This is a genomic window from Balneola vulgaris DSM 17893, assembly GCF_000375465.1.
Classification (GTDB): Bacteria; Bacteroidota; Rhodothermia; order Balneolales; family Balneolaceae; genus Balneola; species Balneola vulgaris.
On sequence record NZ_AQXH01000005.1, the window covers coordinates 1 to 25679 of the forward strand.

The window sequence follows — 25679 nt, forward strand, 5'->3', positions numbered from 1 at the left end:
CCGTTAAGCGCGCCTAAAGCAGAACCTTGAATTACTGGAATCTCGTCGCCATCAAATTCGTAGCTGCTTAGTAGCTCACGTACTTCAAGCTCTACAAGCTCTAGAAGTTCTTCATCGTCTACTAAATCAACTTTGTTCATGAACACTACGATCTGAGGTACACCTACCTGACGTGCAAGAAGAATGTGCTCACGTGTTTGTGGCATAGGACCATCTGTTGCTGCTACCACCAAGATAGCACCGTCCATCTGCGCCGCACCCGTTACCATGTTCTTCACATAATCGGCGTGACCTGGGCAATCTACGTGTGCGTAGTGACGATTCTCAGATTCGTACTCTACGTGCGCCGTTGCAATGGTAATACCACGCTCGCGCTCTTCCGGAGCATTGTCAATCTGGTCGAATGCTTGCGCCGTTCCACCATAAGTCTTCGCCATTACCGTTGTAATTGCCGCTGTAAGGGTAGTTTTACCATGATCTACGTGTCCAATGGTTCCCACATTAACATGCGGCTTGGTGCGTTGAAAGGTCTCTTTTGCCATGATTAAATCTCGGTTTTATTAAATTCGTTATGATTGACTTTCGATAATTTCCTGAGCAATCTTGTCAGGAACGGTAGTGTACTCTTCAAACTCCATAGAGTACACAGCTCTACCTTGAGTCAATGAGCGAAGATCTGTAGAATAGCCGAACATTTCAGATAATGGAACATTCGCTTTAACAACAGAACCTTCTTTGTTTGAGTCCATACTTTGAATGATACCGCGACGACTGTTCAAGTCACCGATTACATCACCCATGTATTCCTCTGGAGTTGTTACTTCAACCTTCATAACCGGCTCAAGTAACTGCGGCTTAGCTTTTTTAGCAGATTCTCTGAATCCCATCTTAGCTGCAAGTTCGAAACTCAATTGATCCGAATCCACATCGTGGTAAGAACCATCAAATAAACGAACACCAACATTTTGTACAGAGTAACTTGCTTGGATACCATTTTCCAAAGCTGCCTTAAATCCTTTCTCTACAGAAGGGATGAATTCTCTTGGGATGTTACCACCAACGATTTCGTTGATGAACATAAAGCCTTCATCGCGTGAAATACGATCTTCTTTACCTTCGTAATTATCAAAGTAGCTGATTGGAGCAATTTCAAACTGAATATCAGCGAATTTACCACGTCCACCAGACTGCTTCTTGTAAAGCTCACGATGAGTTACTGGCTTAGAAATAGTTTCACGGTAAGATACTTGAGGAGCACCTACATTAGCCTCTACTTTAAATTCACGCTTTAGACGATCAACGATGATCTCTAAGTGAAGCTCGCCCATACCGGCGATAGTAGTTTGACCTGTTTCGTCATCAGTACGAACCTGGAACGTAGGATCTTCTTCTGCAAGTTTCTGAAGACCTGTAGATAGCTTATCACTATCTGCTTTTGTTTTTGGCTCAACGGCCAACTTAATTACTGGCTCAGGGAAAGTGATTTGCTCTAGAATAACCGGGCTATCTAAGTCACAGAATGTATCACCTGTGTAAACTTCTTTAACACCCACTACAGCTACAATATCACCAGCCTGTGCAAAATCTAAATCTTTTTTGTCGTTAGCATGCATCTCAAGTAAACGACCCACACGCTCTTTCTTACCTGTAGAGGCATTTAAGATGTATGAACCTTTTTCAAGACGACCAGAATACACACGAGCAAAGGTTAATTTACCTACGTAAGGGTCAGTCATGATTTTGAATGCCAGTGCTGAGAACGGAGCATCTACATCTGCTTCACGAACAACTTCTTCGTCTGTCTTAGGATCGATACCATGTACTGGAGGTACATCAAGTGGAGATGGCATAAACGAGATAACTCGATCTAACATCGCCTGAACACCTTTGTTCTTTAATGCAGTACCACACATTACTGGAGTAATATCCTTAGCAATAGTCGCCTTACGGATGGCTGCCAAGATTTCGTCTTCTGAAATCTCTTCTTCCATTAAATACTTTTCCATTAGAGACTCATCGTGATCTGCAATCGCTTCAATCAACTGAACTCTATACTCATTAGCTTTTTCAACTAAATCTTCTGGAATCTCAATTTCGTCGTATTTAGCACCTAGAGAAGCATCATCCCAAACGATACCACGCATGTTGATCAAGTCAACCACACCTTTGAAGTGCTCTTCCATTCCGATAGGAATCTGAATAGGAATAGGGTTCGCGTTTAGTTTAGAATCAAGCTGACCTACTACGTTATAAAAATCTGCACCAGTACGGTCCATTTTATTAACGAAAGCCATGCAAGGAACTTTGTACTTGTTAGCTTGACGCCATACCGTTTCAGACTGAGGCTGAACAGCACCTACAGAACAAAGTACGAATACCGCACCATCTAATACACGAAGAGAACGCTCTACCTCTACAGTAAAATCAACGTGACCAGGAGTATCGATGATATTAATACGGTGATCTTTCCAAATACAGTGAGTAGCAGCTGAGGTAATTGTAATACCACGCTCCTGCTCTTGCTCCATCCAGTCCATGGTAGCTGCGCCATCATGTACTTCACCAATTCTATGGCTACGACCTGTATAGAACAAGATACGCTCAGTAACAGTAGTCTTACCCGCATCGATGTGGGCCATGATACCAATGTTACGCGTGCGACGCATTTGGTCGAGCACTTTGGAGTTTTTTGCTGTTGTTGCTTCTGACATAGTGTTTACGAAATACTTTTAAAATCTAAAATGAGCGAATGCTTTGTTTGCTTCAGCCATACGGTGCACTTCGTCTTTCTTACGAACTGCGCCACCGTCATTATTTGAAGCATCAATCAATTCTCTTGATAAACGAAGAGACATTGACTTGTCGTTACGAGAACGAGCTGAACGAATCAACCATCTCATACCAAGAGCAGTACCGCGTTCCTGACGAACTTCCATTGGTACCTGGTAGGTTGCTCCACCTACACGTCTTGATTTTACTTCTACAACCGGAGTTGCATTTTGCATTGCTGCTTTGAAAATCTCAATACCGGTTTCTCCGGTCTTCTCTTCAATAATTTCAAACGCCTGATAAACAATCTTACGGGCAACATTTTTCTTGCCATCTCGCATCAAGTTGTTTACAAAACGTGTTATCAGCTTGTCCTCAAATATTGGATCCGGCTGTACATCTCGTTTTTCTGCTTTTCTTCTACGCATGCTCGATTAATCTAAATTCTTTATTGTTTACCCTTTTGGGCGCTTAGTTCCGTACAAGCTACGGCTTTGAGTACGTCCGTCTACACCAGCAGTATCAAGTGTACCACGGATGATATGGTAACGAACACCGGGTAAATCCTTTACTCGTCCGCCACGGATTAGCACAATACTGTGCTCCTGTAGGTTGTGACCTTCACCAGGAATGTATGCCGAAACTTCAATTCCGTTCGTCAAACGAACACGAGCTACTTTACGAAGTGCTGAGTTCGGCTTTTTAGGAGTAGTTGTATAAACTCGAGTACATACACCACGCTTCTGTGGACAACTCTGCATAGCAGGAGCTGTTGTTTTTCGAACTTTACTTTTTCTACCTTTTCTAATTAGTTGTTGTATAGTTGGCACGGTTCAAATTGTTTGGTTATTGCCATCAAATCGAGAGCTTGCAAATATAGAGCATTTTCTCGGTTTTATAAAATATTTTCTCAAATAAATTTCTAAAATATTCCAAAACCTTTGCTTATTCTCCCTATCGTTAGATTTCAGTTCAAAAAGAGCCTAATAAATACAACAACCGTTATATATCATTATATCAATTGAGTATTACCAAACTTCACGGACTTAGCACAAAGCGACTCGAAGCCCTACAGAAAGAAGGGGTCTTCAGTGAACGAGATTTACTGAACTATTTCCCCCGGAGATATCTGGATAGAAGTAACGTGCAACTCATCTCACATCTAATGGGAGCTGGAGAAGATGTAACTGTAGTTGGTACAGTGTTAGATGTTCAAGAAGCTGGTTATGGGAAGAGCAAACGACTGGAAGTAAGCATTAAAGACAAAACCGGCATACTTAAAGGTGTTTGGTTCAGAGGGGCTTCTTATTTCAAGCGCGTATTTAAGAAAGATGATAAAGTGGCATTTTTTGGGCAGGCTAAACGCTATGGGCGATCTATTACCATTGCACACCCCGAGGTCGAAAAGCTTTCTGAAAAAAAGGATATTGATAGCTTCTCTAAAATAGTACCTATATATCCTAGCAATAAAGATTTCAGCAAAAGCCGCCTAACTCATAAACTTATCGCTGACTGGGTTCAATCTTTACTCGACACTATAGATATAGAGGAATACCTCCCTCCTTCCATTATGGATACTTTTGGCTTCCCTGGTAGAGCAGATGCATATAGAATGATTCACTTCCCCGCTAATACCAATGAATGGAAGCGGGCCCTTGAGCGATTTAAGTTTGAAGAGTTTCTGATGTTCGAACTAAGTATGGCTAAGCTAAAGCACCGTGTTCAAGAACGAGCTTCAGGGCATATCTTTAAAACATTCGATCAATTTACCCCCCAGTTCTTCAAAAAGGTATTACCCTTCCAATTAACAGAAGGGCAAACCCAAGCACTATCCGACATAAAAAAGGATGTACAGTCGGGCCGACAGATGAATCGACTCATACAAGGGGATGTAGGAGCTGGCAAAACCATTGTGGCTATAGGGGCTTTATTAATGGCTATTGATAATGGCTATCAAACAGCTTTTTTAGCGCCTACTGAAATCTTAGCTGAGCAGCACTACCGAACACTTAGTAAATACCTTGAAGGAATGGGCATTAATATTCGGTTATTGGTAGGTGGACAGAAGTCTAAACTTCGGATGGATGTACTTACTGATATAGAAGGAGGTAATTGCCAAATTGTGGTGGGAACACATGCTATCATTCAACAAGATGTACGATTCCACAAACTTGGTTTAGCTGTTATTGATGAACAACATCGTTTTGGAGTTAAGCAACGCGCCGAGTTATTGAATAAAGGTGAACACCCTCATATACTGGTGATGAGTGCGACCCCAATTCCGAGATCCCTAGCCATGACAGTTTATGCGGATCTGGACATCTCAATTATTAAAGGGCTTCCATCTGGCCGAAAGCCTATCCGTACTGCCATTAGAGGTAGAAAGAAAAGAGAAGATGTCTTCAACTTTGTAGAACAAGAAATCAACAACGGTGGGCAGGTCTATATTATTTATCCATTGGTAGAAGAGTCGGAAGCTTTAGACCTTAAAGATGCTACTGCTGGTTTTGAGAAGATTCAGAAACGATTTCCAGATTTCAAGGTGGGCTTATTACATGGAAGAATGAGTTCGGATGAGAAAGATGATGTTATGAAGGCTTTTATTCGAAATGACTTGCATATACTCGTTTCTACAACTGTTATTGAAGTAGGGGTTGATGTACCGAATGCGTCTATAATGATTATTGAGCATGCCGAACGATTTGGCCTTTCACAACTCCACCAATTAAGAGGTAGGATTGGGCGTGGAGAACGCCAAAGCTATTGTATTCTATTCCCAGATGTAAAGGTGAGTAAGGCTGGCGAATTTCGGCTAAAGACTATGGAAGAGACGAACGATGGATTCAAAATTGCTGAAGCGGATTTAAAGCTCAGAGGTCCGGGTGATTTCTTAGGAACCAAACAAAGTGGATTGCCTGATTTTAAAGTAGGTGATATCATTGAAGACCAGTTTATACTAAGCCAGGCTAAAGAAACCGCACATCGTATCATCTCAAATGATTCAGAATTAGAGCTACCTGAGCATCAGGCATTAAAAACTCGGTTTACTCCATATTATAAAGAGAAGGCTGAGTTTTATGGAATGGGTTAGTAAGTCTTTCCCTATGCTACTATGAACGATCTTTGTTCATTAAATACTCTTTCGGTGAAACCCCATAGTGCTTTTTAAATGCTCTTGAGAAATAGGATAGATGTTTGAATCCCACAGAGTATGCGGCTTCGGAAATCGTTAGCTCTTCTTCTTTTATCAATTTTAACGCCTCTTCAAATCGTAACCGCGATATTAGTTGATTAATTGTTTCAGAAGATTCCTTTTTCCAATTCCGATACAGAGATACAGTACTCATACTTAATGCTTCAGAAATCATATCCACATGTAGGTCCGGGTTCCCAAGATGTCGGCGTATCACTTCTAACACTTGCTTTACCAATATCGACTCTGAATTAACTAACAGATCAGGTGCTTCAGAATGCAATTTCTTTTCACGTCGCAATAGCACTCTTATCTGGGTTTGAAGTAATTTCTTATCCACTGGCTTGGTCATATAGATATCCGCACCCATATTGAGGCCCGTCTCAATTTCTTGCACACTATCCTTTGCCGAGAGGAAGATGAAAGGTATATGCTTATAATTTTCTAGGGCACGAATCTCACGCATCATTTCATAGCCATTCATAACTGGCATCATAATATCTGAGACTACTAAGTCGGGGTTGTATGATTTTAAAAACTCTATGCCTTCTTTACCATTTTTAGCCGTCTTTACTTGATGCTTTTGAGATATCACATTCTTTAAATATTCCCTAAAGTCATCATTGTCTTCAACCAACAGTATTTTATTTGCTGATTTGGAAGACTTATTGAGTTCCTCGCCATTTACATTTTGATAAAACGGGTTATTCACTTTTTTAGGCGAATGACTGTTTATAATATCTGTTTCATTTAGATGCGCCTTTCCCTTTAGTATCTCTACAGAAAATGTAGACCCCTCCCCTATTACAGAACTCACCTTCACGCTGCCTCCCATCTGTTCAACCAACCCTTTAACTAAGGCTAACCCGATACCCGTGCCACCCGAGCGTGTGATGGATGAATTCCCTTGATAATAGGGGTCGAATATAAAGGGTAGGTCTTTGGACTCTATTCCTTGGCCCGTATCACTAATGTTCATGATAAAGGACGCATCAAGTTCTTTAAATTCGATGTTTATACTTCCCTTCTCGGAAGTGAATTTTATGGCATTCCCAATAAGGTTTGTACATATATGAGCCCACGCACTTTGATCAACCCAAACTTCAGCCGTATTCAATGAATCATCGATCTCTATATCAATCTGTTTAGCCTCGAATACATGTTCGAATTGGCTGATATGCTCTTTGGTAGTTCGAATGAGATCTGTTTTCTCAAATGATAAACTCAGCTCCCCTACACTTAATTTGGATACATCAAGTAATTGATTGACCAAGTCTTTCAACTTTACTGCATTTCGCTTTATAAGCTGAAGTGATTTTTTCGCATTACCTTTCGTGGGGTCTTTGGTATCAAGTACGTCTTCTAATGGACCTAGAATTAGTGCTAAGGGAGTACGCAGTTCATGCGTGAAATTGGTGAAGAATTGAGTTTTTGATTCGTGTAGTTCTTTTACTTGCGCTAAGGCTTCTTCCGTTTTTTCCTTTTCTTGAAGCAATTGCTTGGTTCGCTGATTTACAATACTGTTTAGTTTTTCTTCACGGCCTCTTGCTCGTCTCAACATGAATTGTATTAAGCCTGTAAATATTCCCAAGCCCCAAACTACCACTAGCGTCAGGAACCATGTGCTTTCGTAGAAGTACGGAGGAACAATTACAACGATTTCCGTTTTAGCATATTCGTCTAACTCATTAGAGGATGCTCGGATAAATAATTTGTGTTCACCTGCGGGTATATTCGTAAAAACTGCTTGTCTATCTAAACCTACCGTTCTCCAACCTTCACTTACTCCTTCTAATCTGTACTGAATGTTCACTTTGTTTGGACTGTAGAAAGCCGGCAGTGTCAATTTAAATACTACATCACGGGAAGCCTCAGGAAGTATGACCTGCTTTTTTCCTAACAGATATATAGATGAGTCTGGGGAATCGACTCGTTCTATTATAGGTTGCACATCATATGAATAATCTGGAGCTATAAATCTTTCTGGTCGGGTATACAGCAATCCTGATTGATTTGCCATTACGAGCGCACCTGTTGAGGTAATTAAAGATGCATTCTGAACTCCACCATTGCCTTCTAAATTTACGATCCCCTCCTCTTCGGTAAATTTTTGAACCACTACCTCATCGCTCGTTCCGTCTAGATAGTCATTAAGTTTGGCCTTGTGAATTCTCATCACCCCTCTATTGGAGTTAATCCATAGATAACCAAATGCATCTTCTAATAGCGTATGCAAGGCATTATTTGACAACCCCTCGGATTCCGTAAAATTACGAATTGTCTGTCGAGCTTCAGACTTAACCACTCTGCTTAGTCCTTTGTCTTCCGATACTACCCAAAGAGTGTCAGGGTGATCAATAAATATGTCGCGAATAAAATTACTTGATAGTCCGTCACCTGTAGTTATGAAGGATAACTCATTTGATTTGGAGAGCATGGCAACGCCTTGTCCACCTGTAGCGAAATACAGTGTTCCTTCCTCCGTTTCTCGAATTGCTCTAATGCCACTCAAAGAGCTTCCATCATTTGCTTCGTACTTTGTAAGGCCATTTTCCTCGCGAAGAAACAATTCTTTATCCGTTCCAATCCAAAAACGTCCCATTTTATCTTGATATAGAACATCAAGACTTCCGCTTTCTAGGTCTAATTCTTCTTCTCTCTGCCAATCGGCATTTTTTGGCTTCTTCCATAAGTCAAAATTTCCAGCCCATACTTCCCCAGCTTCTGTGGCTAGCAATGATCTAAATAATATAAACTGGCTTCCAAGTTCAGGCTTCGACCATTGCTCTATTCCCTCTTCTGAAATTTTATAAATTCCATTTTGATAGGCGGTGACCCAAAGCTCATTTTCACTTAAGGCCATTCCGTATACATTTTCGAGCCCATCAATTAATTGGTTTCCAATGGTGGTAAATCGTTTATCACGAATTTGATAGACCCCATCCCCATTGGTGCTTACCCAAATGGATCCTTCTTTATCTCTGGTGATATGTGTAATGGGGCGATTGGTAGTGAGTATCGGTTCTCCTTCAAGAAATACTTCATTCTCAACCTTAGTGATGATGGGTTGATTGTAGTTTCTCCAGGAGCTATTAACATAGAAATATTCATCGCCACCTGAACGATCACGAATCTTAAACGACTTGCTTTCTTTATTGAACTCTAAGGTGCCATCTTCAGTACTTATGAGAATGGTAGTCTCACTCAGTTCCGTCATATCCCAAAAAGTAACCTTATCAATAAGTCGTGTACTATGCAGCTCTGCCTTTACTTTTGCTACATCGATGTACACTAAGTTACTTGATTTGCCTAACAGCCAAAGATTGCCATCCGAAGTAGCATTTATACTAATTACATCATCTGGCTTGATGTACAATTCATCCATTGAAAATAGACGAATATGTTGTTCATCCTCATATTTGAATAAGCCCGTATCATTTAAATAGTACAGCCCATTGTCATTAATTAGAGTGGCTTGGGTTTGATGGTTCAAGCTTTCGGGCAATAGTGGTGTAATTACACCTTCTTTATCTGCTACATATAAGGAGCCACTAAGGTTGATAAGGAATCGGTTCTCATCTAAGCATTTTACTTCCTTAAACTCTTTACCGATAAATGGTTCTTGGTCTTGGATATGGGTGAGTTCATTCCCATTCAGCTTATAGAGGTTAAAGTATTGATCGGTGAACCAGAGATCTTTCTCTAGACCTGAAAACAGGTATATAATGCGATTACTTTTTAGCTGCGGGTGAGATTGAGTATTTACCTCAGTGAAGTTTACACCATCAAAACGAACTAGGCCATTTTGTGTGGCCATATATAAAAAACCGTCGGCATGATGTAGTACGTAGTTAACCGCATTAACGGGTAATCCTTCTTTTACTTTGTAATTACGTACTAAATGTTGGTTTTCTACTTCAGCCCAATTAATGTCCTTTTTTAATTGAAATGCTTCAGCATGGCCTGAAAAGGATAAAATGCACCCCATCAAGCACAAAATCACCACCGCCCACTTATAGCCCATCTGATATAATTGTTTAACAATCTGATAGAATAGTATAACTCTAAATCATCAATGATTTATTATCATATTTATTAGAAACTCTTAAAAAGAGTAAAATTAGACGCTCTGGGTTTTTCGGGGTTTAAGTATATAAACTACTTAGAAGAGCATTTATACAGAGGGAATATATGTCCTATGATGGAGTTCATTAGACTGGTGGCTTGAGGGAGCTACCAGAAATCACTTTGACTTGAGGGAGTTAAAGTGTTTAGCCCTTGAGTTGGTCAATGTTGACCTACACTCAAGGGCTTCTTTTTTATACCCTTTTGATAGAGAACGTACACAAGTAGATAGAATAGTATAACGTAGCTTGTACGCAGATTAGATAGTATTTAGCCACTCTTTTGATAATCATAATGAATACTTCGACTATGTGGTTCAACTCTATAATTGATCTCAACTATTTACTTAATCGGGCACTTCGTAACGTTACATTTTACCCAGCATGTTTACTTCTGCTGTTGATTGGTAATTCCTCTGCTACAGCACAAGAAACTTTCAATACCTATACCGACTCCCTTGATGGATACAACGGATTCACTATCTATGGTGCTGAGGTTGAAAGTAAACTCGCCAATGACTTTCTGGTACTAGATTTAAACAATGATGGTATCGATGATTTAGTAATAGGTGAGCCAGGCTACAATAGTAATGTCGGTCGACTACAAGTTCTCTATGGTTCTGAAGAAGGCTTTAGCTATGAGTTTCAAACTTCAGATATCGATAGCACTCAAGGCTTCACTGTTACAGGTGCATCTGCGGGTGAATGGCTAGGCTATGCATTGGCTAAAGGAGATGTTAATAATGATGGTATTGAAGACATCATTATGAGTGCGCACAATGCGAAGGTAAATGGAGTTAATAATCTTGGGCGAGTGTATGTGTTATTTGGCCGAAGTACTCCTTACCCATCAAATATTAATTTAAGCGACTTAACCTCATCAACGGGACTAACTATTTATGGTAATAGCGCCGACGCAGGATTTATAGGTATAGATGTAGCCTCTGGAGATGTTAATAACGATACCTACGACGATATCATTATTGGAGCTCCATATTCAACCGTGAATGGAAATTATAACACTGGCAAAGTAATCGTTGTATTCGGTACTACTTCCTTTGGAACAGACTCGTTAAACATCAACGATATTGATGGAACGAATGGTTTTTATATAGAAGGCATAAACGGTTCTGACGAAACGGGTTATAATATAGAGAGTGGAGATATAAACAACGATAACTATGATGACATTTTTATTGGTGTAATAGGAGATGACACCAACGGCAGTAATGCGGGCAAGGTGTATGTTGTAAACGGAAAAAGCTCATTTAGTACCCCCATTAATCTTATTAACTTCAATAGTTCAACAGGGTTGTATTTCGACGGAATTGCAGCAGGTGATAAAGCAGGTAACGGATTAGGTACCGGTGATATCAATAATGATGGAATTGATGATTTATTCATAGGGGCTACTGAAGCAGATATAGACGGTAAAAGTAGTTCAGGAGAGATTTATGCAATACTTGGCAGCTCAACTATTGATAGCACCCTAACACTTTCCAATTTAAATGGCACTAATGGATTCAAAATTAGTGGGCATACCTACAACCATAAATTGGGATCAAGCTTCTCTGTAGGCGATTTAAACAATGATTTAACGAACGACCTTGTAATTGGAGCAACGAAACCAACTGTCATTTTTGGTGATGGCACTTTCTCAGACTCATTAAATGTAGCACAACTAGATGGTACAAATGGTTTCCTCTTTCAGTCTCACTCATCATATAATACTGTAAGTGTTGCAATAGCAGACGTCAACAATGATGGATCTAATGATCTTATCGCAGGTGATAGAGGAGGAGATTATCCTAGTACTGCCAATAGTGGGGCCATCGATGTATTTTATAATCTTGATACCATAAACTTGCGTGATGGTGCAGGCTTTAAAATGCTTTCAACTCGTTATCATGGCAATATTTTGCAAAGCTTATTGAATAACTTGTGGACCCAAGGAATGGTGGGTGCTGATACCACTGGTGGTTCAGCCAATGTATGGAATTGGGATAGTAGTACTCAAAACTGGGTGGCGTTAACTTCAACATCGGGTACCATTAACGCTGGACAAGGACTTTTATATTACAATTATGAGGCAGATAATATTCCTCCTATGGCGGTTCCACTCTATGGAGGTGCTCCAGATACTACAGCTGATAGCCTAGCTGTATTTAATGGCCTTGCAGATCAAAATTTTGAGCTGATTGGTAATCCTTTTAATAAAGACTTGGACTGGGATGACGCATCTGACTTCAAGAAAACGAATCTAACCAATGTGATATATTCCTGGAATGAAACCGCAAATGCGGGATCTGGCGCATGGGAGAGCTGGAATGGCTTTGCTGGTGATATAGCTGATGGTACATTTTCGCAAAACACCTCTTACTTCGTTCAAGCGGATGGTGTAGGCAGCCTAACGATTTATGACAATTACACACCTCCATGCTGTTCCTTCCCATTTGAGCTCGTTGGTTCAAAACACGAACCAAAAGTATTAAGCCTTAATTTAAATGCTGAAGATTTCAGTTCTCATGCTTGGTTTACATTTAATGATGAAGGGCAACTTTCACGAGATCGCTATGATGCTCTAGCCTTAGAAAGTTATGCAACAAGCTATCTAGAGCTAGCTGCTATTCTTCCTAATGGCGACTTAGTTCAAACTAATTCATTGCCATTGAACCAACGCGAGCGCATGGAATTCCCTATCGTGGCAAATGGTAATATTGGAATAGAAATAGCTGAACTCACTTTTGGCAACTTAGAGCAGTTTGAAGGATGGGACATTTACCTAATTGACTCTAAGACTGGCACAGAATACAAAATAGATAACAATTCTAAGTATTCTATAGAGTTAGGAAATGTAGTAGCTAAGAAAAAAATGAGTCATATACCTACCCCTTCTCCAATTAAAAGAAAAGGGCAAACAAGTCGTTACTCCATAGCTATAATCCCAGGCGAAAATGTTTCTAACGAAGAAGTTGTTGAACTTCCAGAAGCTGTTGAACTCCAGCAGAACTACCCGAATCCATTCAACCCATCTACCACCATCGCTTATGGGTTGCCTCAATCTGGCAAGGTTACACTGGAAGTGTTTGATGTAATTGGACGAAAAGTAGCCACCCTTATTAATGGTGAGACTAAGTCGGCTGGCCGATACACTGTTCGTTTCGATGCACGTAACCTAGCTAGTGGGATGTATATCTATCGCTTACAAACAGGCGCTAAAGTACTATCCAAAAAATTCACTCTCATTAAATAAACACACTCAATGGGAAGCAAGTGGGTATGAATTCCTTACTTCCTATTCTTTGCCAAATCACGATTTTTAACGTTAAATACGACTATTATGAAAGCCATTGCCATTACGATAATTGTATTAGTACTCACACTTTTAGTTAGCACCTTATTATTTGCACAACCAGGCCTTCCAACTGCCCCAGCTCAAGCCCCAATTGATGGTGGACTTGGACTACTTGCTGCCGCTGGTGGTGCCTATGCTTGGAAGAAACTGAAAGCGAATAAAGAATAAGTGGTATCTCTTTTAACGGTTTAGTATTCACCAAAAAGGCGATCAAAGAATAGATCAATAAGTGCAATGATACCGGCAAGTACGCCTAGTATGATAGCACCAAGGACTATAAAAACGACCCACACTATGATTGTACTTACAATGGTCGTCTCTTTTTGCTGATCTTCGTATTTATCGATGAGCTCAGAATTACGTCGATTTGCCTTCCAACTCACATCAAAGAGATCGCCTAAAATTGGGATGCTACCAATGGCTACTTCTAGCAGAATATTAAAGCCCATTCTGAGAATAACTACCACTGGAAGCTTTCGGCGTGAACCCTCCCACAAAAAGTATAGACCAATCAATCCTCCAATGATATCACCTACACCAGGTACTAAACCGATGATGGGATCTAAACCAATCTTAACCTTTGTCCCCGGAATTGTGAAGGCATCATCCAATACCCCCGCTACTTTCTGATGAGCTTTAGATTTTGTCTCCGTCTTTTGCATTTAACTTACCTCGGAATTTAAACCGTTAAGTAAATGTGACTAACGGCTCTTAGTTATTCGACTAGTGATTTCTCTTATAATATCTAATGCTAACTGTACATGTTCCAAATGCGTTCGGAAACATAGAATAGCCACTCTTATATAAAAGGTACCGTCAATAGTTGTTGAGCTTAAAAATACTCTTCCGTCTTTATGAATTTCGTCTAAGAGCTGTTTTGTAACCAGATTCGCATCTCTTCCATCGGGTTGAAAATGAAAATAAAACACGGATAGTTCGGGATCAGGGCCAACTTTAATAGCAGGAATTTTTTGAACTTCTTGATAGAAATACCTGGCCAGTTCTAACTTCTCTTCTAATGCAGCTCTGAATGGTTTAATACCAAGCAACCTTAGGGGCAACCACATTCTAACCCCTCTAAAATGCTTCGTTAGCTCAGGAGATAAATCAGCAGGAGATAATTCACCTTGATTACTCATCGTATCCTGCATGTAATTAGCAGGCAAGTGTTGGGAATTGTATAGCTGCTTTTGATCTCTTACCAAAATAGCTCCAGACCCAAAAGGGAGGAACAACCCTTTATGGGGATCAATCACTACTGAATCGGCTTTTTCTATCCCCTTGAGTTTCTTCTTCCCATATTCTGTAAGTGTAAAGAAGCCTCCATAAGCCGCATCCACATTGTACCATATGTTGTGAGCATTCGCTATTTCACCAATTGCATCTAAAGGGTCTACTGCTCCAACATCTGTGGTACCCGCCGAAGCCATGATCATTAATGGAATTAAACCACGCTCTTTATCTTCCTCAATCATCTTCTGAAGTTCTAAAGGTTTCATTCGGAATTTTTCATCCATGGGTACATGTCGGATTTTCGCCTCTTTTAAACCCGCATTAATTATGGCCTTTGTTGAACTGTGATGGGCGTGATGAGTATAATATATGGCACACCGCTCAAAGTCTTTGGCTTTCACCCCACTTAGTTCACGTGCAGCTACCATGGCTATTAAACTTGCCATAGAACCCCCTGATGTAAGGTTCCCTCCGGATGTTGATTCTGGCAACCCAACTAGATTACACATCCACTTAATCAACTGGTTTTCGAGCTTCACTGCTCCTGGTGCCGCATAGTAAACACCCACATATTTATTCGTAGCCGCTGCAAGATAGTCGCCAAGGGCTGATGCATATATACCTCCACCAGGTATATAGCCCATATGTCCACCAGAGCCTCCATTAATACCAGGAACTAACACTTCCTCATTAAATTCTGAAAGTAGTGCTGCTAAACCCTCGCCTTCTTCAGAAAACCCTTTTAGTCCCTTTAAGTTTTTAAGGTCTTCATCTCTATAAAATGATTTTTCTTTGGGAAGAGACTGAATCCATTGGTCTGTGAATTCAACAATATCATCTACTATCGAGGGCTCCTTACTTGGAGCCATTTCTAATAAGCGTGCTTGCTGTTCTAATTCTTTTAACCTATTCGTACTCATGAATTTAAAATTCCCTAATAGCGTGCTGTTTTTTTATAAAGTATAAAAATACGAGCTAGGATTCAGTAAAAGCCTCATTTTATTCCATAAAAAAAGCTCTGACCTTATTAAGATCAGAGCTTCAAATTCTAAACCAATTTTCTACTTATAAATTGGTTTTCTTCTTCTCTTCGCGCTTGCGCTCGTTATGATCTAAGAACTTCTTACGGATACGTAACGATTGAGGCGTCACTTCAAGGAGTTCATCATTGGCGATGAATTCTATACACTCTTCAAGACTCATCTTCTTTGCTTGCGAAATCTTGATTGCATCTGCCGTTTGTGAAGCACGGTGGTTGGTAAGGTTCTTTTTCTTAGCCACGTTTACAACCATATCATCACTACGGTTATTTAGGCCTACTACCATACCAGTGTATACAGGATCACCTGGTTCAACGAAAAACTGACCACGATCTTGAATTCCTTCCAGTGCATAACCCGTTACATCACCTTTCTCAAGTGCAATCAAAGCACCACGAGTACGGCCAGGGATCTCACCAGCGTATGGCTCATAGCCATCAAACTGTTGGTGCATGATACCTGTTCCACGAGTTTCAGTTAACATCTCGCCACGGAAACCAATTAAACCTCTGGAAGGCACTCGGAATTCGATACGATTGTTCTCGCCTTCCTGGCTCATGCCTTGCATAATACCTTTACGTTTCTGCAAGTTATCAATCACTTTGTTGCTGTAATCGGTATGAACGTCAACCACTACTTCTTCAACCGGTTCGTGAGTAACACCGTCTACTTCTTGCATTAATACTTCTGGACGTGATACAGAAAACTCAAAGCCTTCTCTACGCATGGTCTCAATTAAGATGGCCATTTGTAATTCACCTCGACCCGACACTTTAAATACATCAGGGCTATCTGTAGCCTCAACTCTCATCGCAACATTCGTACGTACTTCTCTTTCTAAACGATCTTTGATCTGATTTGAAGTTACATACTTCCCTTCTAAACCAGCGAAAGGTGAGTTATTCACTCGGAAGTACATCGCAATGGTTGGCTTATCTAAATCAACATATTCTAGTGGAGTAGGATCGGTAGCATCGGTAAGAGTATCACCAATATTTACGCTATCGTAACCAGCCATAGCTACAATGTCGCCAGCGTATGCTTCTTCAACAGGCTCTCTATTTAAGCCATTGAATGTAAACAGCTTCGTAGCACGACCTTTCATCTTCTGATCGCCTTTTCCAGAAATCAGAGCTACTTCTTGATTTAATTTCACAGTTCCTTGCTCAACACGGCCAACAGCAATTCTTCCTACGTAGTCATTCCAATCGATGCTACTTACAAGCATTTTGAATTTCTCATCAACAGGCTGACTTGGAGAAGGTACATGCTCTACAATGGTATCCATTAGTGGAGCTAAGCTCTCGCCTTCATCTTCTAAGTTCTGCTTTGCAATACCGTCGCGAGCAACAGCATACAATACAGGGAAGTCCAATTGATCGTTGGTAGCATCAAGCATCACAAACAGATCAAAAATTTCATCTAATACCGCATCAGGACGAGCATCCTTACGGTCAATTTTGTTGATTACAACAATCGGCTTATAGCCTAGACTTAACGACTTACGAAGTACAAACTTTGTTTGCGGTAATGGTCCTTCAGCAGCATCTACTAATAAGATTACTCCGTTTACCATTTTTAGGATACGCTCTACTTCACCACCAAAATCGGCGTGACCTGGAGTATCCACGATATTTACTTTGGTATCTTTCCAAAAAACAGCCGTGTTTTTTGAACTAATGGTTATTCCTCTTTCCTTTTCGAGGTCACCAGAATCCATTACCCTCTCTTCTACTTCCTGGTTTTCACGGAATGTTCCACTTTGTTTAAGAATTTGATCTACTAAAGTGGTTTTGCCATGATCTACGTGGGCGATAATGGCGATATTTCTAAGTTGCTGTGACATTACATTTATTGACTGAAAAATTACAAGCCTTAAAGATACAGTTATTTCAAACAAATAATGATTATGAATTACTTATTTGTTATGAAGGCATGAGCTAGATTTTTCTCCACTTATTTGTGCATTCCTTCTCTAGGATAGCACCATTACTATCAAAGTTTATACTAGTTATCTATTTTAATTTTTAATTGTTAACTAAAATAATTACTGTTGCTTATGCACTTCTGGGTGCATATAAAAAAAGGGACAATGTGAGTTATATAAATTAAGGGGACAGCCATGAAACCGTGGTATAAATTCATTTATCAATTAGTGATCGGCATAATTGTACTAATAGATATTGATTTGGGAGTTGCTAAAGTCATGTGGTTTGAGCAAACCGAGTCATTTTTCACAAATATAGGTTGGTCAAAAGAGATAGTTGTAGGCTTTGGTATTGGTCAACTTCTGGGAGCTATTTTGCTATTCATTCCACAAACTAGAAAGATAGGAGCAGGTATTAGTCTCATTACCTTTATGCTATCAGCGGGTATTCAATACCATACTGGAAATGTTCAGGAAGGGTTACTGTTATTATTACCCGCAGCAGTCTGTATTTTCTTTATAACTGTATCTTTGCCAATTAAATCATTAGAGTAAGTTCTAGAATCTTTTACTTTACTAGCTTACTATTCTTGATTTGAAACCTATGATAAGCCACCTTAAGCGTATTATACGCTACATTGACTCTTATTCACCTTACCCTGTCTTTTATCCATTTATGATGACAAAGGCAGAAAAGGAAATGTTTGATGCCTACATAAAACAATCGAATATATATTTAGAGTTTGGAGCTGGTGGCACCACGATACGAGCCCTACAAAAATCAAATGCCAAGGTTTTTTGTGTTGAATCTAGTGCAGAGTGGACAGAGCACATCAAATCGTACATCATTGTAAAGAAAAACCACCCTTCTCGCCTACACTTCCATTATGCGGATATAGGCCCTACAAAGGAATTCGGGTATCCAATTCATACTGAAAACCCACAGATCTTTGAAAAGTATATCGTTGACGTATTTGACAACTTTGAATCTTCTTTTCCTGATACCATTCTGATTGACGGCCGTTTTAGAGTAGCATGTGCATTAAAGAGTCTTATTGAAGCAACAAAAAAGGGGGTAACTCCTACTCTACTATTTCATGATTTTTGGAGTCGAGAACATTATCACATCATTCTAAAATTTGTAGACGTGATAAATCAGGTGGATGAATTAGGTGTATTTAAACCGAAAACCGATCTTTTATTAACTGAATTGGAGGCTTGTTATCAAAATTATATTAGCACCGCCGACTAATCATCACATTTTTTAATGTTAATTAGAATTACACCCTTAATTTTCAATACTTCTAGGATTGCTTTAGCTTCAATTATAAAGGCTATATAAATCTGGGGAAATCGTGAAAAATATAAAGTACAAGTTCACTTTAATAGGAACTATCCTATCTGTGTGCTTATTAACTACTGTTTTAGTATTTGAATTAGAATTATTTGAACGCACTATTGACGTCTTAGCTCAACTCGAAAAGTTTGAAATTGATGAATTCATCATCCCGTCTTTAATCTTTTTTGGCTTCCTTTTCGTTGACCTCAATCACCGTCACCACCAAACAAAAGTTGAAGCAGAAAAAGCAAAAATCTACAAAGCCATGATTGGTTCGGTTCAACATGTTTTAAATAACTTTCTGAACCAATTACTCATTTTCAAGATGGAGGCTGAAGAAACCCCAGGCTTCGATACTGAAATCATTGCTATGTATGATAGCATCATTGCCGAAGCCAAAGGCCAAATCAAAGAGTTAAGCTCCGTTATTTCCATTGATGAAGAAACCATAAGAAACTCTGTAAAACCTAAATAATGAATCCAAAGATCACTCAACTATCACCCAAACTTCTCATAGGAATTTCGGCCAAAACAAAGATGGTAGATTATGCGGCTCCACGATTGTGGCAACAGTTCATGCCCAAGCGATCTACTATTCCACATGTAGTGGATCACCGCAATTATTCTATTCAAATCCATGATGAGGCGTATGATTTCGCTCAATTCACACCACAAACATCCTTTACGTATTGGGCGGCAACTGAAGTCCATAAACAAGATGCTATCATGGACGATACGCCATTTTCAAATTTAGAAATTCCAGGTGGTTTATATGCCGTTTTTCTTCATAAAGGCACTATGGAAACCTTTTACCAGACTCTACAAACTTTCTATATGGAATGGCTACCGGATTCTGGGTATAAGGTAGATCAACGCCCTCATTTTGAGTTACTGGATGAGCGCTATCTCGGTCATACCAATGCAGATTCACAAGAAGAAATCTGGGTACCTATCACTCCAAACTAAACAATTCATTGACTACCCCTTTTCCTTTTCGGTTTCTTCAACAACAACGGCGTAATCTAGGGGTTCGACTCCACCTTCCATGATCTCGGAATATTTGGCCGTTAGTTGGGCCCCGAATAATACAATCATAGAGGAGAAGTATATCCAGATTAAGAAAATAACGAGCGATCCCGATGCTCCATAGATACTCTCAAATGAACTATTACCGATATACAGTGCCATCCCTTCTTTACCAAGTGCAAATAATACGGTGGTTATAAAGGCGCCGAACCAAACATTTCGCCATTGCACTTTAGCATCTGGAATCGCTTTAAAGAGGCCGGCAAAAACCAACATGGTAAATAGTAAGATGATGACCGGGTTCAGTAAACTAAACCATTCACCGTTTATAAAAGACTGCTCTACCCATTCTGAATTGCTTAACAGTGAAGCTGTGGTTTCATAGAGCAAAGAGCTGAGTAGTAAAATTCCTATCGATGCGGCAATGACTAGTGAGATCAATCTATTCTTTATAAAGTTATAGAGGTTTTTATCTGATTTTGGCTGAACATTCCAAAACTCATTTATCCCATCTTGTAAAGCCGCAAAAACCGTAGTCGCACTTATCAATAAGGTGATTATACTAATCCAACGAATGCCATTCTCATCGGTGTTTTCAGCCGTATTGGTAAGCAGTCGCTCAATCAATGCCATGCTCTCCCCTCCGAAAATACGCTCGAATTGGGTCATAATACTTTCGCGTACCATCTCATCTGAATAAAAGGTTCCGGCAATAGTGAGTGTAATCACTAGAATAGCCGGCAGTGAAAATATAATGTAGAATGCGATAGACGAACTGTAGTTCATTCCACTCTTTATGGAATAATCTTTTATGGTGTCTTTTAGAACTTGTCCGTATTTAGAAATTGATTGCATGTAATAGTTAGCTTTGTCCCCTTTTCCACATAAAGCCATAATTCCACTCCTATGTTCCCATATCCCCATAAAAAAACTCCCTACCCATAAAATGAGTAGAGAGTTTAAAATAACTTCGTATGCGTAATGGGCTAAGTTAGTTTGCTCTTCGATATTTTTTCTGAATATGAGGAACTCCATTCGTCATCCAATCCGGAGCTTCAATGCCTTTAAGATGATGATCGAAGTATTGCTTCATACGAATTTGAAAATCAATTTGATTTGCTTCACGGCCTAAGTGATGTCCTTCACCTGGGTATGATAAAAAGATCACTTCTTTTCCATTTCGCCTTGCCGCGTTATACAGTTCTAGTCCCTGCGCCCAATCTACAGCGCCGTCATCTGTACCATGTAAAATCAAAAATGGAGTGTTTATGTTTGGCACATGATACATTGGGTTTTCGCGCTGATAGGCTTCTCGTGCCGACCACGGAGTTTTATCTCTACCCATACGCACTTGTCCAATTTCCATAATTCCGTGGTGATTAGTCCCTGAACTTCCATATATATTATTATAGAAGCTCTCTAGGTTCGTAGGTGGAGCACCAATTACAATAGTCTTAAACATATCTGTTTGAGTGAGGATAAATGAAGTTTGATACCCACCCCAACTGTGTCCTTGCAAGCCAATGTTCTCTTCCTCAGCATATCCTTGATCTATAAGTGCCTGTGCTGCTGAAGTAATAGCATCTAATGAACTCGTTCCGGGACTTCCTTCTTCTAAATAGACATCGGGCATGAACACCATATAGCCATTACTCGCATAAAACGACATATGTGGACGATCATCGTAGGTTGGCATAGAGTATTGATGATGGCGATCCGACATTTTTTCATAGAAGTAAATAATCGTTGGATACCTTTTCCCTGCTTCATAGTTCGCTGGTAAAGTAAGTGTGCCTTGCACTTTTCTTCCTTTACCACTCTCAAACTCAACTAGTTTTCTACTACCCCATGCATACTCCGCCTGTTGTGGATTTGCGTCGGTTACTCTGTCTAGTTTTTTGAATGATGAATCCGTCTTATAATAATCTGGGAAGTCTTCGAAAGTTTGTCTTGTAAGCATCACCACTTTGGCATTTTCTGCTTTTCGTGGATTACCAAAGCTTGCATCCTCATACACGAGCATTTTTGGTGATTTACCGATGCGAAGGCTATAGAAACCATCTTTCTTACTTAATTCACCAAAAGCGCTTAACAGAAGTTCCTCCGATGTTTCTATAAACGGTTCTTGGCGGTTCATATTTACGTATCGAAATATGATTTTCTCTTGTTCGCCTTCCCCTTTTGTGATGTTCGTAGCTCCCGAACCATCCAAAGCTACAGCCCATAAATCATACTTCGTGTTCATGATCACCGACTTGCCATTTTTCGTCCACCCAGCAACCCCATACGGTGGGTTTTCATGTGGATAAATGTGCTCATCATTCACGAATCGTGTAGCTGTATTCTTAGTCAGGTCAATCGTTTCATTTTTACTAAGATTGTACACGAATAGTCGAGCGTCATTTTGAACTATTTTTTGATATAAATAGAACTTTCCATCCGGTGAATATCCCAAAGGACGTTTAATCTGTTCTGCAAACTTCACTCTATTACCAGACTTAATATCTATTCGATATAAATCGGCGGGTGAAACGCCCCAGTTCACATCATTACGATAAGGCTCTTCATCGCGCCCAACCATATATTGGTTATGTTCATTGATTACTAAGGATCTCACCATTTCATCCGTTAACTGTGTAATTGAACCACTTTTAGTATTGAAGGAAGCGACATAGGTGTACCTAAGATCTCTATTTAGCTGACGCATTTGCACGGTTTGAATTCGATCATCATTCCAATGCCATACATCTACATTGGCGAGGGTATCCTTACTCATCTCTATTTTTTCTTCCTGCTGTTTTAAGCCAATCAGAACCATTTCACTGTTCGCTGTCCAACTTGGCGATCGATCTTCACTAATGATATATCCATTTGGAAGCTTAGCTGTGTTGGACTTAGTTATTGACGCTTCGCCCATTACATTGCTTACTACTAACAGCTCATTCGATCTATGAACTTCTTCTTTATGGGTATTCCCTTTTAAGACCGCAATTTTATTTCCTTTCTTGTCCCAATCTGACTTCAGTGCATTATGATCATCCCAAGTTAATTGACTGTATGAAGCAGAGTCTGTATCCACAGCTTTTATGGCATTCGATTTCGTATTCAGTAGATATAATCCATTCCCAACTTTATCATTAGCGTCAACAAGGTAAGCTACTGCACTACTTTTCATATTGAAGGCAAACTCAGATACATTACCCACAGTGATTGCTTTTTGTGTACTTAAATCATGAATTACTAAGTCACTTCCTTTGTGTTTAGAATCATCCTCTTCGGGCTTTTCACGATGCACTACCCAATGGCTACTATTATTAGAAAACGAGATGCTTTTACCTCTTTCAATACTCTTCTTTTCACCGGTAGTCAGGTTTAATAACTCAGCTTTTCTAAATACAGCCTTTTTTGATTTCCGAAGCTTCTTCTCTGTTTCTTGATCTGGAGAGATCATGTAACTCACCCATTTCCCATCCCCTGAAAATACTGCATTGTTCGCATTGGGAATTTCATATACATCATCACTCGATAATGATTGAACGAAAAGAGTATCGTCGCCCCCGTTTGGCCGAAGAGCATAGGCAAACCATTTCCCGTCATCTGATAATTCAGTTCCTACAATTCTTGACCATTTTGTGTAGTCATCTATTGTTAGTTGTTTATTCTGTGCTTGGATGCTACTTCCACTCAAAGTAAAAACAAGTACGCCCAATCCCCATAAAAGCTTTTTCATAATTCCATTCCTTCGTTTAGATAAGTTTCTCAAAAACATCTCATTATCTCTGTATTGCTTAAAAGTAGCAAACTCAATTTATGCTGCCCTTTATTCAGTATAACTATGGGTAATCAGGCATAGCCTAATACCATTTCCACTACCCTCTAAAATACTTGACCTTTGAAGCGAATATGACACCAGTTCCAAAGCACATTGTTAAAAACCAGCGCTCTCTCAAGGCTTCTTTTTCTTTTAGTATCTGTTCTAGTACTCCATCCATTTATAGGAGCAGCTCTTGCCTTAAGCTTGGGTATTCTGATTGGTAATATTGGCCGAAATATCTATACAGAAGAGAAGAGGTCTAAGGTCGCTGCTTTGATTTTGAAAGTATCTGTAGTAGGATTAGGCTTTGGTTTGAATTTGAATACAGCAATTGAGACCGGTAATGAGGGATTCTTCATTACTTTCGCTAGCATCCTAATTACCCTAGGATTAGGATATTTATTTGCCAAGCTCTTCAAGCTTGATCGCTCGATTTCCACTTTAATATCCTCAGGAACTGCCATATGCGGAGGGAGTGCTATTGCCACTATATCACCAATTATCAAAGCTGATACTAAGACAATTAGCATGGCATTAGGGGTGGTTTTTGTATTGAATGCGATGGCTTTATTTGTATTCCCACACCTAGGAAATTGGTTCGAGATGAGCGCTTATCAATTTGGAATGTGGTGTGCCATTGCCATTCACGATACCAGTTCTGTAGTAGGTGCGGCAAGTACTTTTGGAGCTGAAGCATTGAAAATAGCAACAACCGTTAAACTTACTCGAGCATTATGGATCATACCCATTGCTTTAATGTTTTCTTTCATCCATTCGAAAGGAAAGTATCAGTTTAAATTACCTTGGTACATCGTCGGTTTCATTGTAAGTATGATATTAACAGAATACGTTCCTCTGATTCAAAGCATTGCACCGCAGGTATTTAATGCCTCTAAATCGCTTTTAAAAGTGGCACTTTACCTAATTGGGAGTAGCCTAACGGTACAAATGATAAAAGGGGTTGGGTGGAAACCGATGCTCTTTGGAGTAGCACTCTGGCTCGTAATCACCCTATTCGGGCTTGTTACTGTTCTATTCTTTTTATGAACTTAGATTCCCTTTCGAAGCCCTAATAATCTATCAGAAGGATTACGTTTCCCGCTAAGTCGATCTATCATTCCTTCTGAGGTTGAGAACTTCACATCTTCTGAAGAATAGAATGCTTTGGGATCTATTGTTTCAATGATAGAAACCACTTCATTCCATCGCTTCCTTTTCAGAACAGTAAAGATGATTTTTACGGGACCAAAGCCTCCTTCGGCATCTAATGAGGTGATGGTAAAACCAGCTATTTTTAGGTGTTCAGTAAGATCTTCGAACTTATTTTGGGTAATCACACGAACTATAATAGTACCCACTTTCAATTTACTCTCAATCAACATGCCTATGTATGTGCCTGTCGCAAAACCACCCGCATAGGCTATATAATTCACCCAGTTGTCTAGATTTTGCAATAGCTCAGTAACTACGATTGTCCATATCAGTACTTCGAAAAATCCTAAGCATGCGGCTTTAAACTTATAGCCTCTTGATACCATAACGATACGAAGGGTACCTAAACTCACATCAGCGATGCGGGCAACAAATATTAAAATAGGAACTGCAAATGCTGGAAATAGATCAAACATGGTAACGAAGGTGGGACGTGAATAAAAAAAGTCCTGTTCAGAAGAACAGGACTTTAGCTTTACATTGGCTTGTGCGGAGAGGGAGGGATTCGAACCCTCGATACCTGTTTCCAGGTATACTCCCTTAGCAGGGGAGCGCTTTCAGCCACTCAGCCACCTCTCCATGTGGTGCCATTGGCTAGCCTTCTATTGAAGGGCACCAAATATACGGTTCATGCTAAGCCTAAGCAA

General features: G+C 39.8%; 19 protein-coding genes and 1 tRNA gene. 8 read left to right on the forward strand and 12 right to left on the reverse strand.

The window, feature by feature from the left end; translation table 11 throughout:
* The 4 genes from B155_RS0110260 to rpsL all read right to left on the reverse strand — a co-directional run.
* Positions 1–542: GTP-binding protein (locus B155_RS0110260; protein WP_018128181.1), on the reverse strand; the 542-nt coding region annotated here is incomplete at its 3' end.
* Positions 543–569: 27 nt separating this feature from the next.
* Positions 570–2711 (reverse strand): elongation factor G, encoded by a 2142-nt coding sequence (fusA, locus tag B155_RS0110265; RefSeq protein WP_018128182.1) that lies wholly within the window; start codon positions 2709–2711, stop codon positions 570–572.
* Positions 2712–2729: 18 nt separating this feature from the next.
* Positions 2730–3197, reverse strand: a complete 468-nt coding sequence (gene rpsG / locus B155_RS0110270; RefSeq protein WP_018128183.1) for a 30S ribosomal protein S7 — start codon at positions 3195–3197, stop codon at positions 2730–2732.
* Positions 3198–3224: 27 nt separating this feature from the next.
* Positions 3225–3599, reverse strand: a complete 375-nt coding sequence (rpsL, locus tag B155_RS0110275) for a 30S ribosomal protein S12 (protein ID WP_018128184.1) — start codon at positions 3597–3599, stop codon at positions 3225–3227.
* A 176-nt stretch (positions 3600–3775) separates the two neighbouring features.
* On the opposite strand from rpsL, the gene recG reads away from it, so the two are divergent.
* Entirely contained in the window at positions 3776–5860 is a 2085-nt protein-coding gene (recG, locus tag B155_RS0110280; RefSeq protein WP_040368483.1) for an ATP-dependent DNA helicase RecG, read from the forward strand.
* A gap of 19 nt (positions 5861–5879) precedes the next feature.
* On the opposite strand, the gene B155_RS0110285 is transcribed toward recG, so the two are convergent.
* Positions 5880–9986, reverse strand: a complete 4107-nt coding sequence (locus tag B155_RS0110285) for a response regulator (protein WP_018128186.1) — start codon at positions 9984–9986, stop codon at positions 5880–5882.
* Between the two features lie 395 nt (positions 9987–10381).
* Between B155_RS0110285 and B155_RS13650 the strand changes: the two genes are divergently transcribed.
* Together B155_RS13650 and B155_RS0110295 are read left to right on the forward strand one after the other, a co-directional pair.
* Entirely contained in the window at positions 10382–13339 is a 2958-nt protein-coding gene (locus B155_RS13650) for a T9SS type A sorting domain-containing protein (RefSeq protein ID WP_051069987.1), read from the forward strand.
* An 87-nt stretch (positions 13340–13426) separates the two neighbouring features.
* On the forward strand, positions 13427–13609 hold the full coding sequence (locus tag B155_RS0110295) for a PID-CTERM protein-sorting domain-containing protein (protein ID WP_018128188.1): 183 nt from the start codon (positions 13427–13429) through the stop codon (positions 13607–13609).
* A 20-nt stretch (positions 13610–13629) separates the two neighbouring features.
* Here B155_RS0110295 and B155_RS13320 read toward each other — a convergent pair whose 3' ends face one another.
* From B155_RS13320 to typA, 3 genes are all read right to left on the reverse strand, one after another.
* Positions 13630–14103, reverse strand: coding sequence for a DUF4112 domain-containing protein (locus B155_RS13320; protein ID WP_018128189.1), 474 nt, complete (start codon positions 14101–14103; stop codon positions 13630–13632).
* Between the two features lie 39 nt (positions 14104–14142).
* Positions 14143–15594, reverse strand: coding sequence for a pyridoxal phosphate-dependent decarboxylase family protein (locus tag B155_RS0110305; protein ID WP_018128190.1), 1452 nt, complete (start codon positions 15592–15594; stop codon positions 14143–14145).
* A 145-nt stretch (positions 15595–15739) separates the two neighbouring features.
* On the reverse strand, positions 15740–17560 hold the full coding sequence (gene typA, locus B155_RS0110310) for a translational GTPase TypA (RefSeq protein ID WP_018128191.1): 1821 nt from the start codon (positions 17558–17560) through the stop codon (positions 15740–15742).
* A 276-nt stretch (positions 17561–17836) separates the two neighbouring features.
* On the opposite strand from typA, the gene B155_RS0110315 reads away from it, so the two are divergent.
* The 4 genes from B155_RS0110315 to B155_RS0110330 all read left to right on the forward strand — a co-directional run bounded on the left by B155_RS0110315 (position 17837) and on the right by B155_RS0110330 (position 19946).
* On the forward strand, positions 17837–18196 hold the full coding sequence (locus B155_RS0110315) for a DoxX family protein (RefSeq protein WP_018128192.1): 360 nt from the start codon (positions 17837–17839) through the stop codon (positions 18194–18196).
* A gap of 121 nt (positions 18197–18317) precedes the next feature.
* Complete coding sequence (locus tag B155_RS0110320; protein ID WP_026167315.1) at positions 18318–18893, forward strand: hypothetical protein; 576 nt, start codon at positions 18318–18320, stop codon at positions 18891–18893.
* Positions 18894–18996: 103 nt separating this feature from the next.
* Positions 18997–19455, forward strand: coding sequence for a hypothetical protein (locus B155_RS0110325; protein ID WP_018128194.1), 459 nt, complete (start codon positions 18997–18999; stop codon positions 19453–19455).
* Positions 19455–19946 carry a GyrI-like domain-containing protein gene (locus B155_RS0110330; protein ID WP_018128195.1) on the forward strand — a complete coding sequence of 164 codons (492 nt, stop codon included), beginning with the start codon at positions 19455–19457 and terminating at the stop codon, positions 19944–19946. The genes B155_RS0110325 and B155_RS0110330 overlap by 1 nt, the downstream gene beginning before the upstream one ends.
* Positions 19947–19958: 12 nt before the next feature.
* On the opposite strand, the gene B155_RS0110335 is transcribed toward B155_RS0110330, so the two are convergent.
* On the reverse strand, positions 19959–21041 hold the full coding sequence (locus B155_RS0110335) for a YihY/virulence factor BrkB family protein (RefSeq protein ID WP_018128196.1): 1083 nt from the start codon (positions 21039–21041) through the stop codon (positions 19959–19961).
* Positions 20998–23736 carry a S9 family peptidase gene (locus B155_RS0110340; protein ID WP_157464839.1) on the reverse strand — a complete coding sequence of 913 codons (2739 nt, stop codon included), beginning with the start codon at positions 23734–23736 and terminating at the stop codon, positions 20998–21000. The genes B155_RS0110335 and B155_RS0110340 overlap by 44 nt, the downstream gene beginning before the upstream one ends.
* A 195-nt stretch (positions 23737–23931) precedes the next feature.
* Here B155_RS0110340 and B155_RS0110345 point away from each other — a divergent pair, with 195 nt between their 5' ends.
* Positions 23932–24867 (forward strand): YeiH family protein, encoded by a 936-nt coding sequence (locus B155_RS0110345; protein ID WP_018128198.1) that lies wholly within the window; start codon positions 23932–23934, stop codon positions 24865–24867.
* 2 nt (positions 24868–24869) lie between these two features.
* On the opposite strand, the gene B155_RS0110350 is transcribed toward B155_RS0110345, so the two are convergent.
* Positions 24870–25448 carry a DUF2179 domain-containing protein gene (locus B155_RS0110350; protein ID WP_018128199.1) on the reverse strand — a complete coding sequence of 193 codons (579 nt, stop codon included), beginning with the start codon at positions 25446–25448 and terminating at the stop codon, positions 24870–24872.
* 74 nt (positions 25449–25522) lie between these two features.
* A tRNA-Ser gene (locus B155_RS0110355) sits at positions 25523–25611 on the reverse strand.
* Positions 25612–25679 lie beyond the last annotated feature (68 nt).

What these genes read in the sequence shown, in the direction of transcription:
- fusA (WP_018128182.1), bottom strand. Translation starts at nt 2,711, where the DNA reads ATGTCAGAAGCAACAACAGCAAAAAACTCCAAAGTGCTCGACCAAATG.
- rpsG (WP_018128183.1), bottom strand. Translation starts at nt 3,197, where the DNA reads ATGCGTAGAAGAAAAGCAGAAAAACGAGATGTACAGCCGGATCCAATA.
- B155_RS0110285 (WP_018128186.1), bottom strand. Translation starts at nt 9,986, where the DNA reads ATGGGCTATAAGTGGGCGGTGGTGATTTTGTGCTTGATGGGGTGCATT.
- B155_RS13650 (WP_051069987.1), top strand. Translation starts at nt 10,382, where the DNA reads ATGAATACTTCGACTATGTGGTTCAACTCTATAATTGATCTCAACTAT.
- B155_RS0110295 (WP_018128188.1), top strand. Translation starts at nt 13,427, where the DNA reads ATGAAAGCCATTGCCATTACGATAATTGTATTAGTACTCACACTTTTA.
- B155_RS13320 (WP_018128189.1), bottom strand. Translation starts at nt 14,103, where the DNA reads ATGCAAAAGACGGAGACAAAATCTAAAGCTCATCAGAAAGTAGCGGGG.
- B155_RS0110305 (WP_018128190.1), bottom strand. Translation starts at nt 15,594, where the DNA reads ATGAGTACGAATAGGTTAAAAGAATTAGAACAGCAAGCACGCTTATTA.
- typA (WP_018128191.1), bottom strand. Translation starts at nt 17,560, where the DNA reads ATGTCACAGCAACTTAGAAATATCGCCATTATCGCCCACGTAGATCAT.
- B155_RS0110315 (WP_018128192.1), top strand. Translation starts at nt 17,837, where the DNA reads ATGAAACCGTGGTATAAATTCATTTATCAATTAGTGATCGGCATAATT.
- B155_RS0110320 (WP_026167315.1), top strand. Translation starts at nt 18,318, where the DNA reads ATGATGACAAAGGCAGAAAAGGAAATGTTTGATGCCTACATAAAACAA.
- B155_RS0110330 (WP_018128195.1), top strand. Translation starts at nt 19,455, where the DNA reads ATGAATCCAAAGATCACTCAACTATCACCCAAACTTCTCATAGGAATT.
- B155_RS0110335 (WP_018128196.1), bottom strand. Translation starts at nt 21,041, where the DNA reads ATGGAGTTCCTCATATTCAGAAAAAATATCGAAGAGCAAACTAACTTA.
- B155_RS0110340 (WP_157464839.1), bottom strand. Translation starts at nt 23,736, where the DNA reads ATGAAAAAGCTTTTATGGGGATTGGGCGTACTTGTTTTTACTTTGAGT.
- B155_RS0110350 (WP_018128199.1), bottom strand. Translation starts at nt 25,448, where the DNA reads ATGTTTGATCTATTTCCAGCATTTGCAGTTCCTATTTTAATATTTGTT.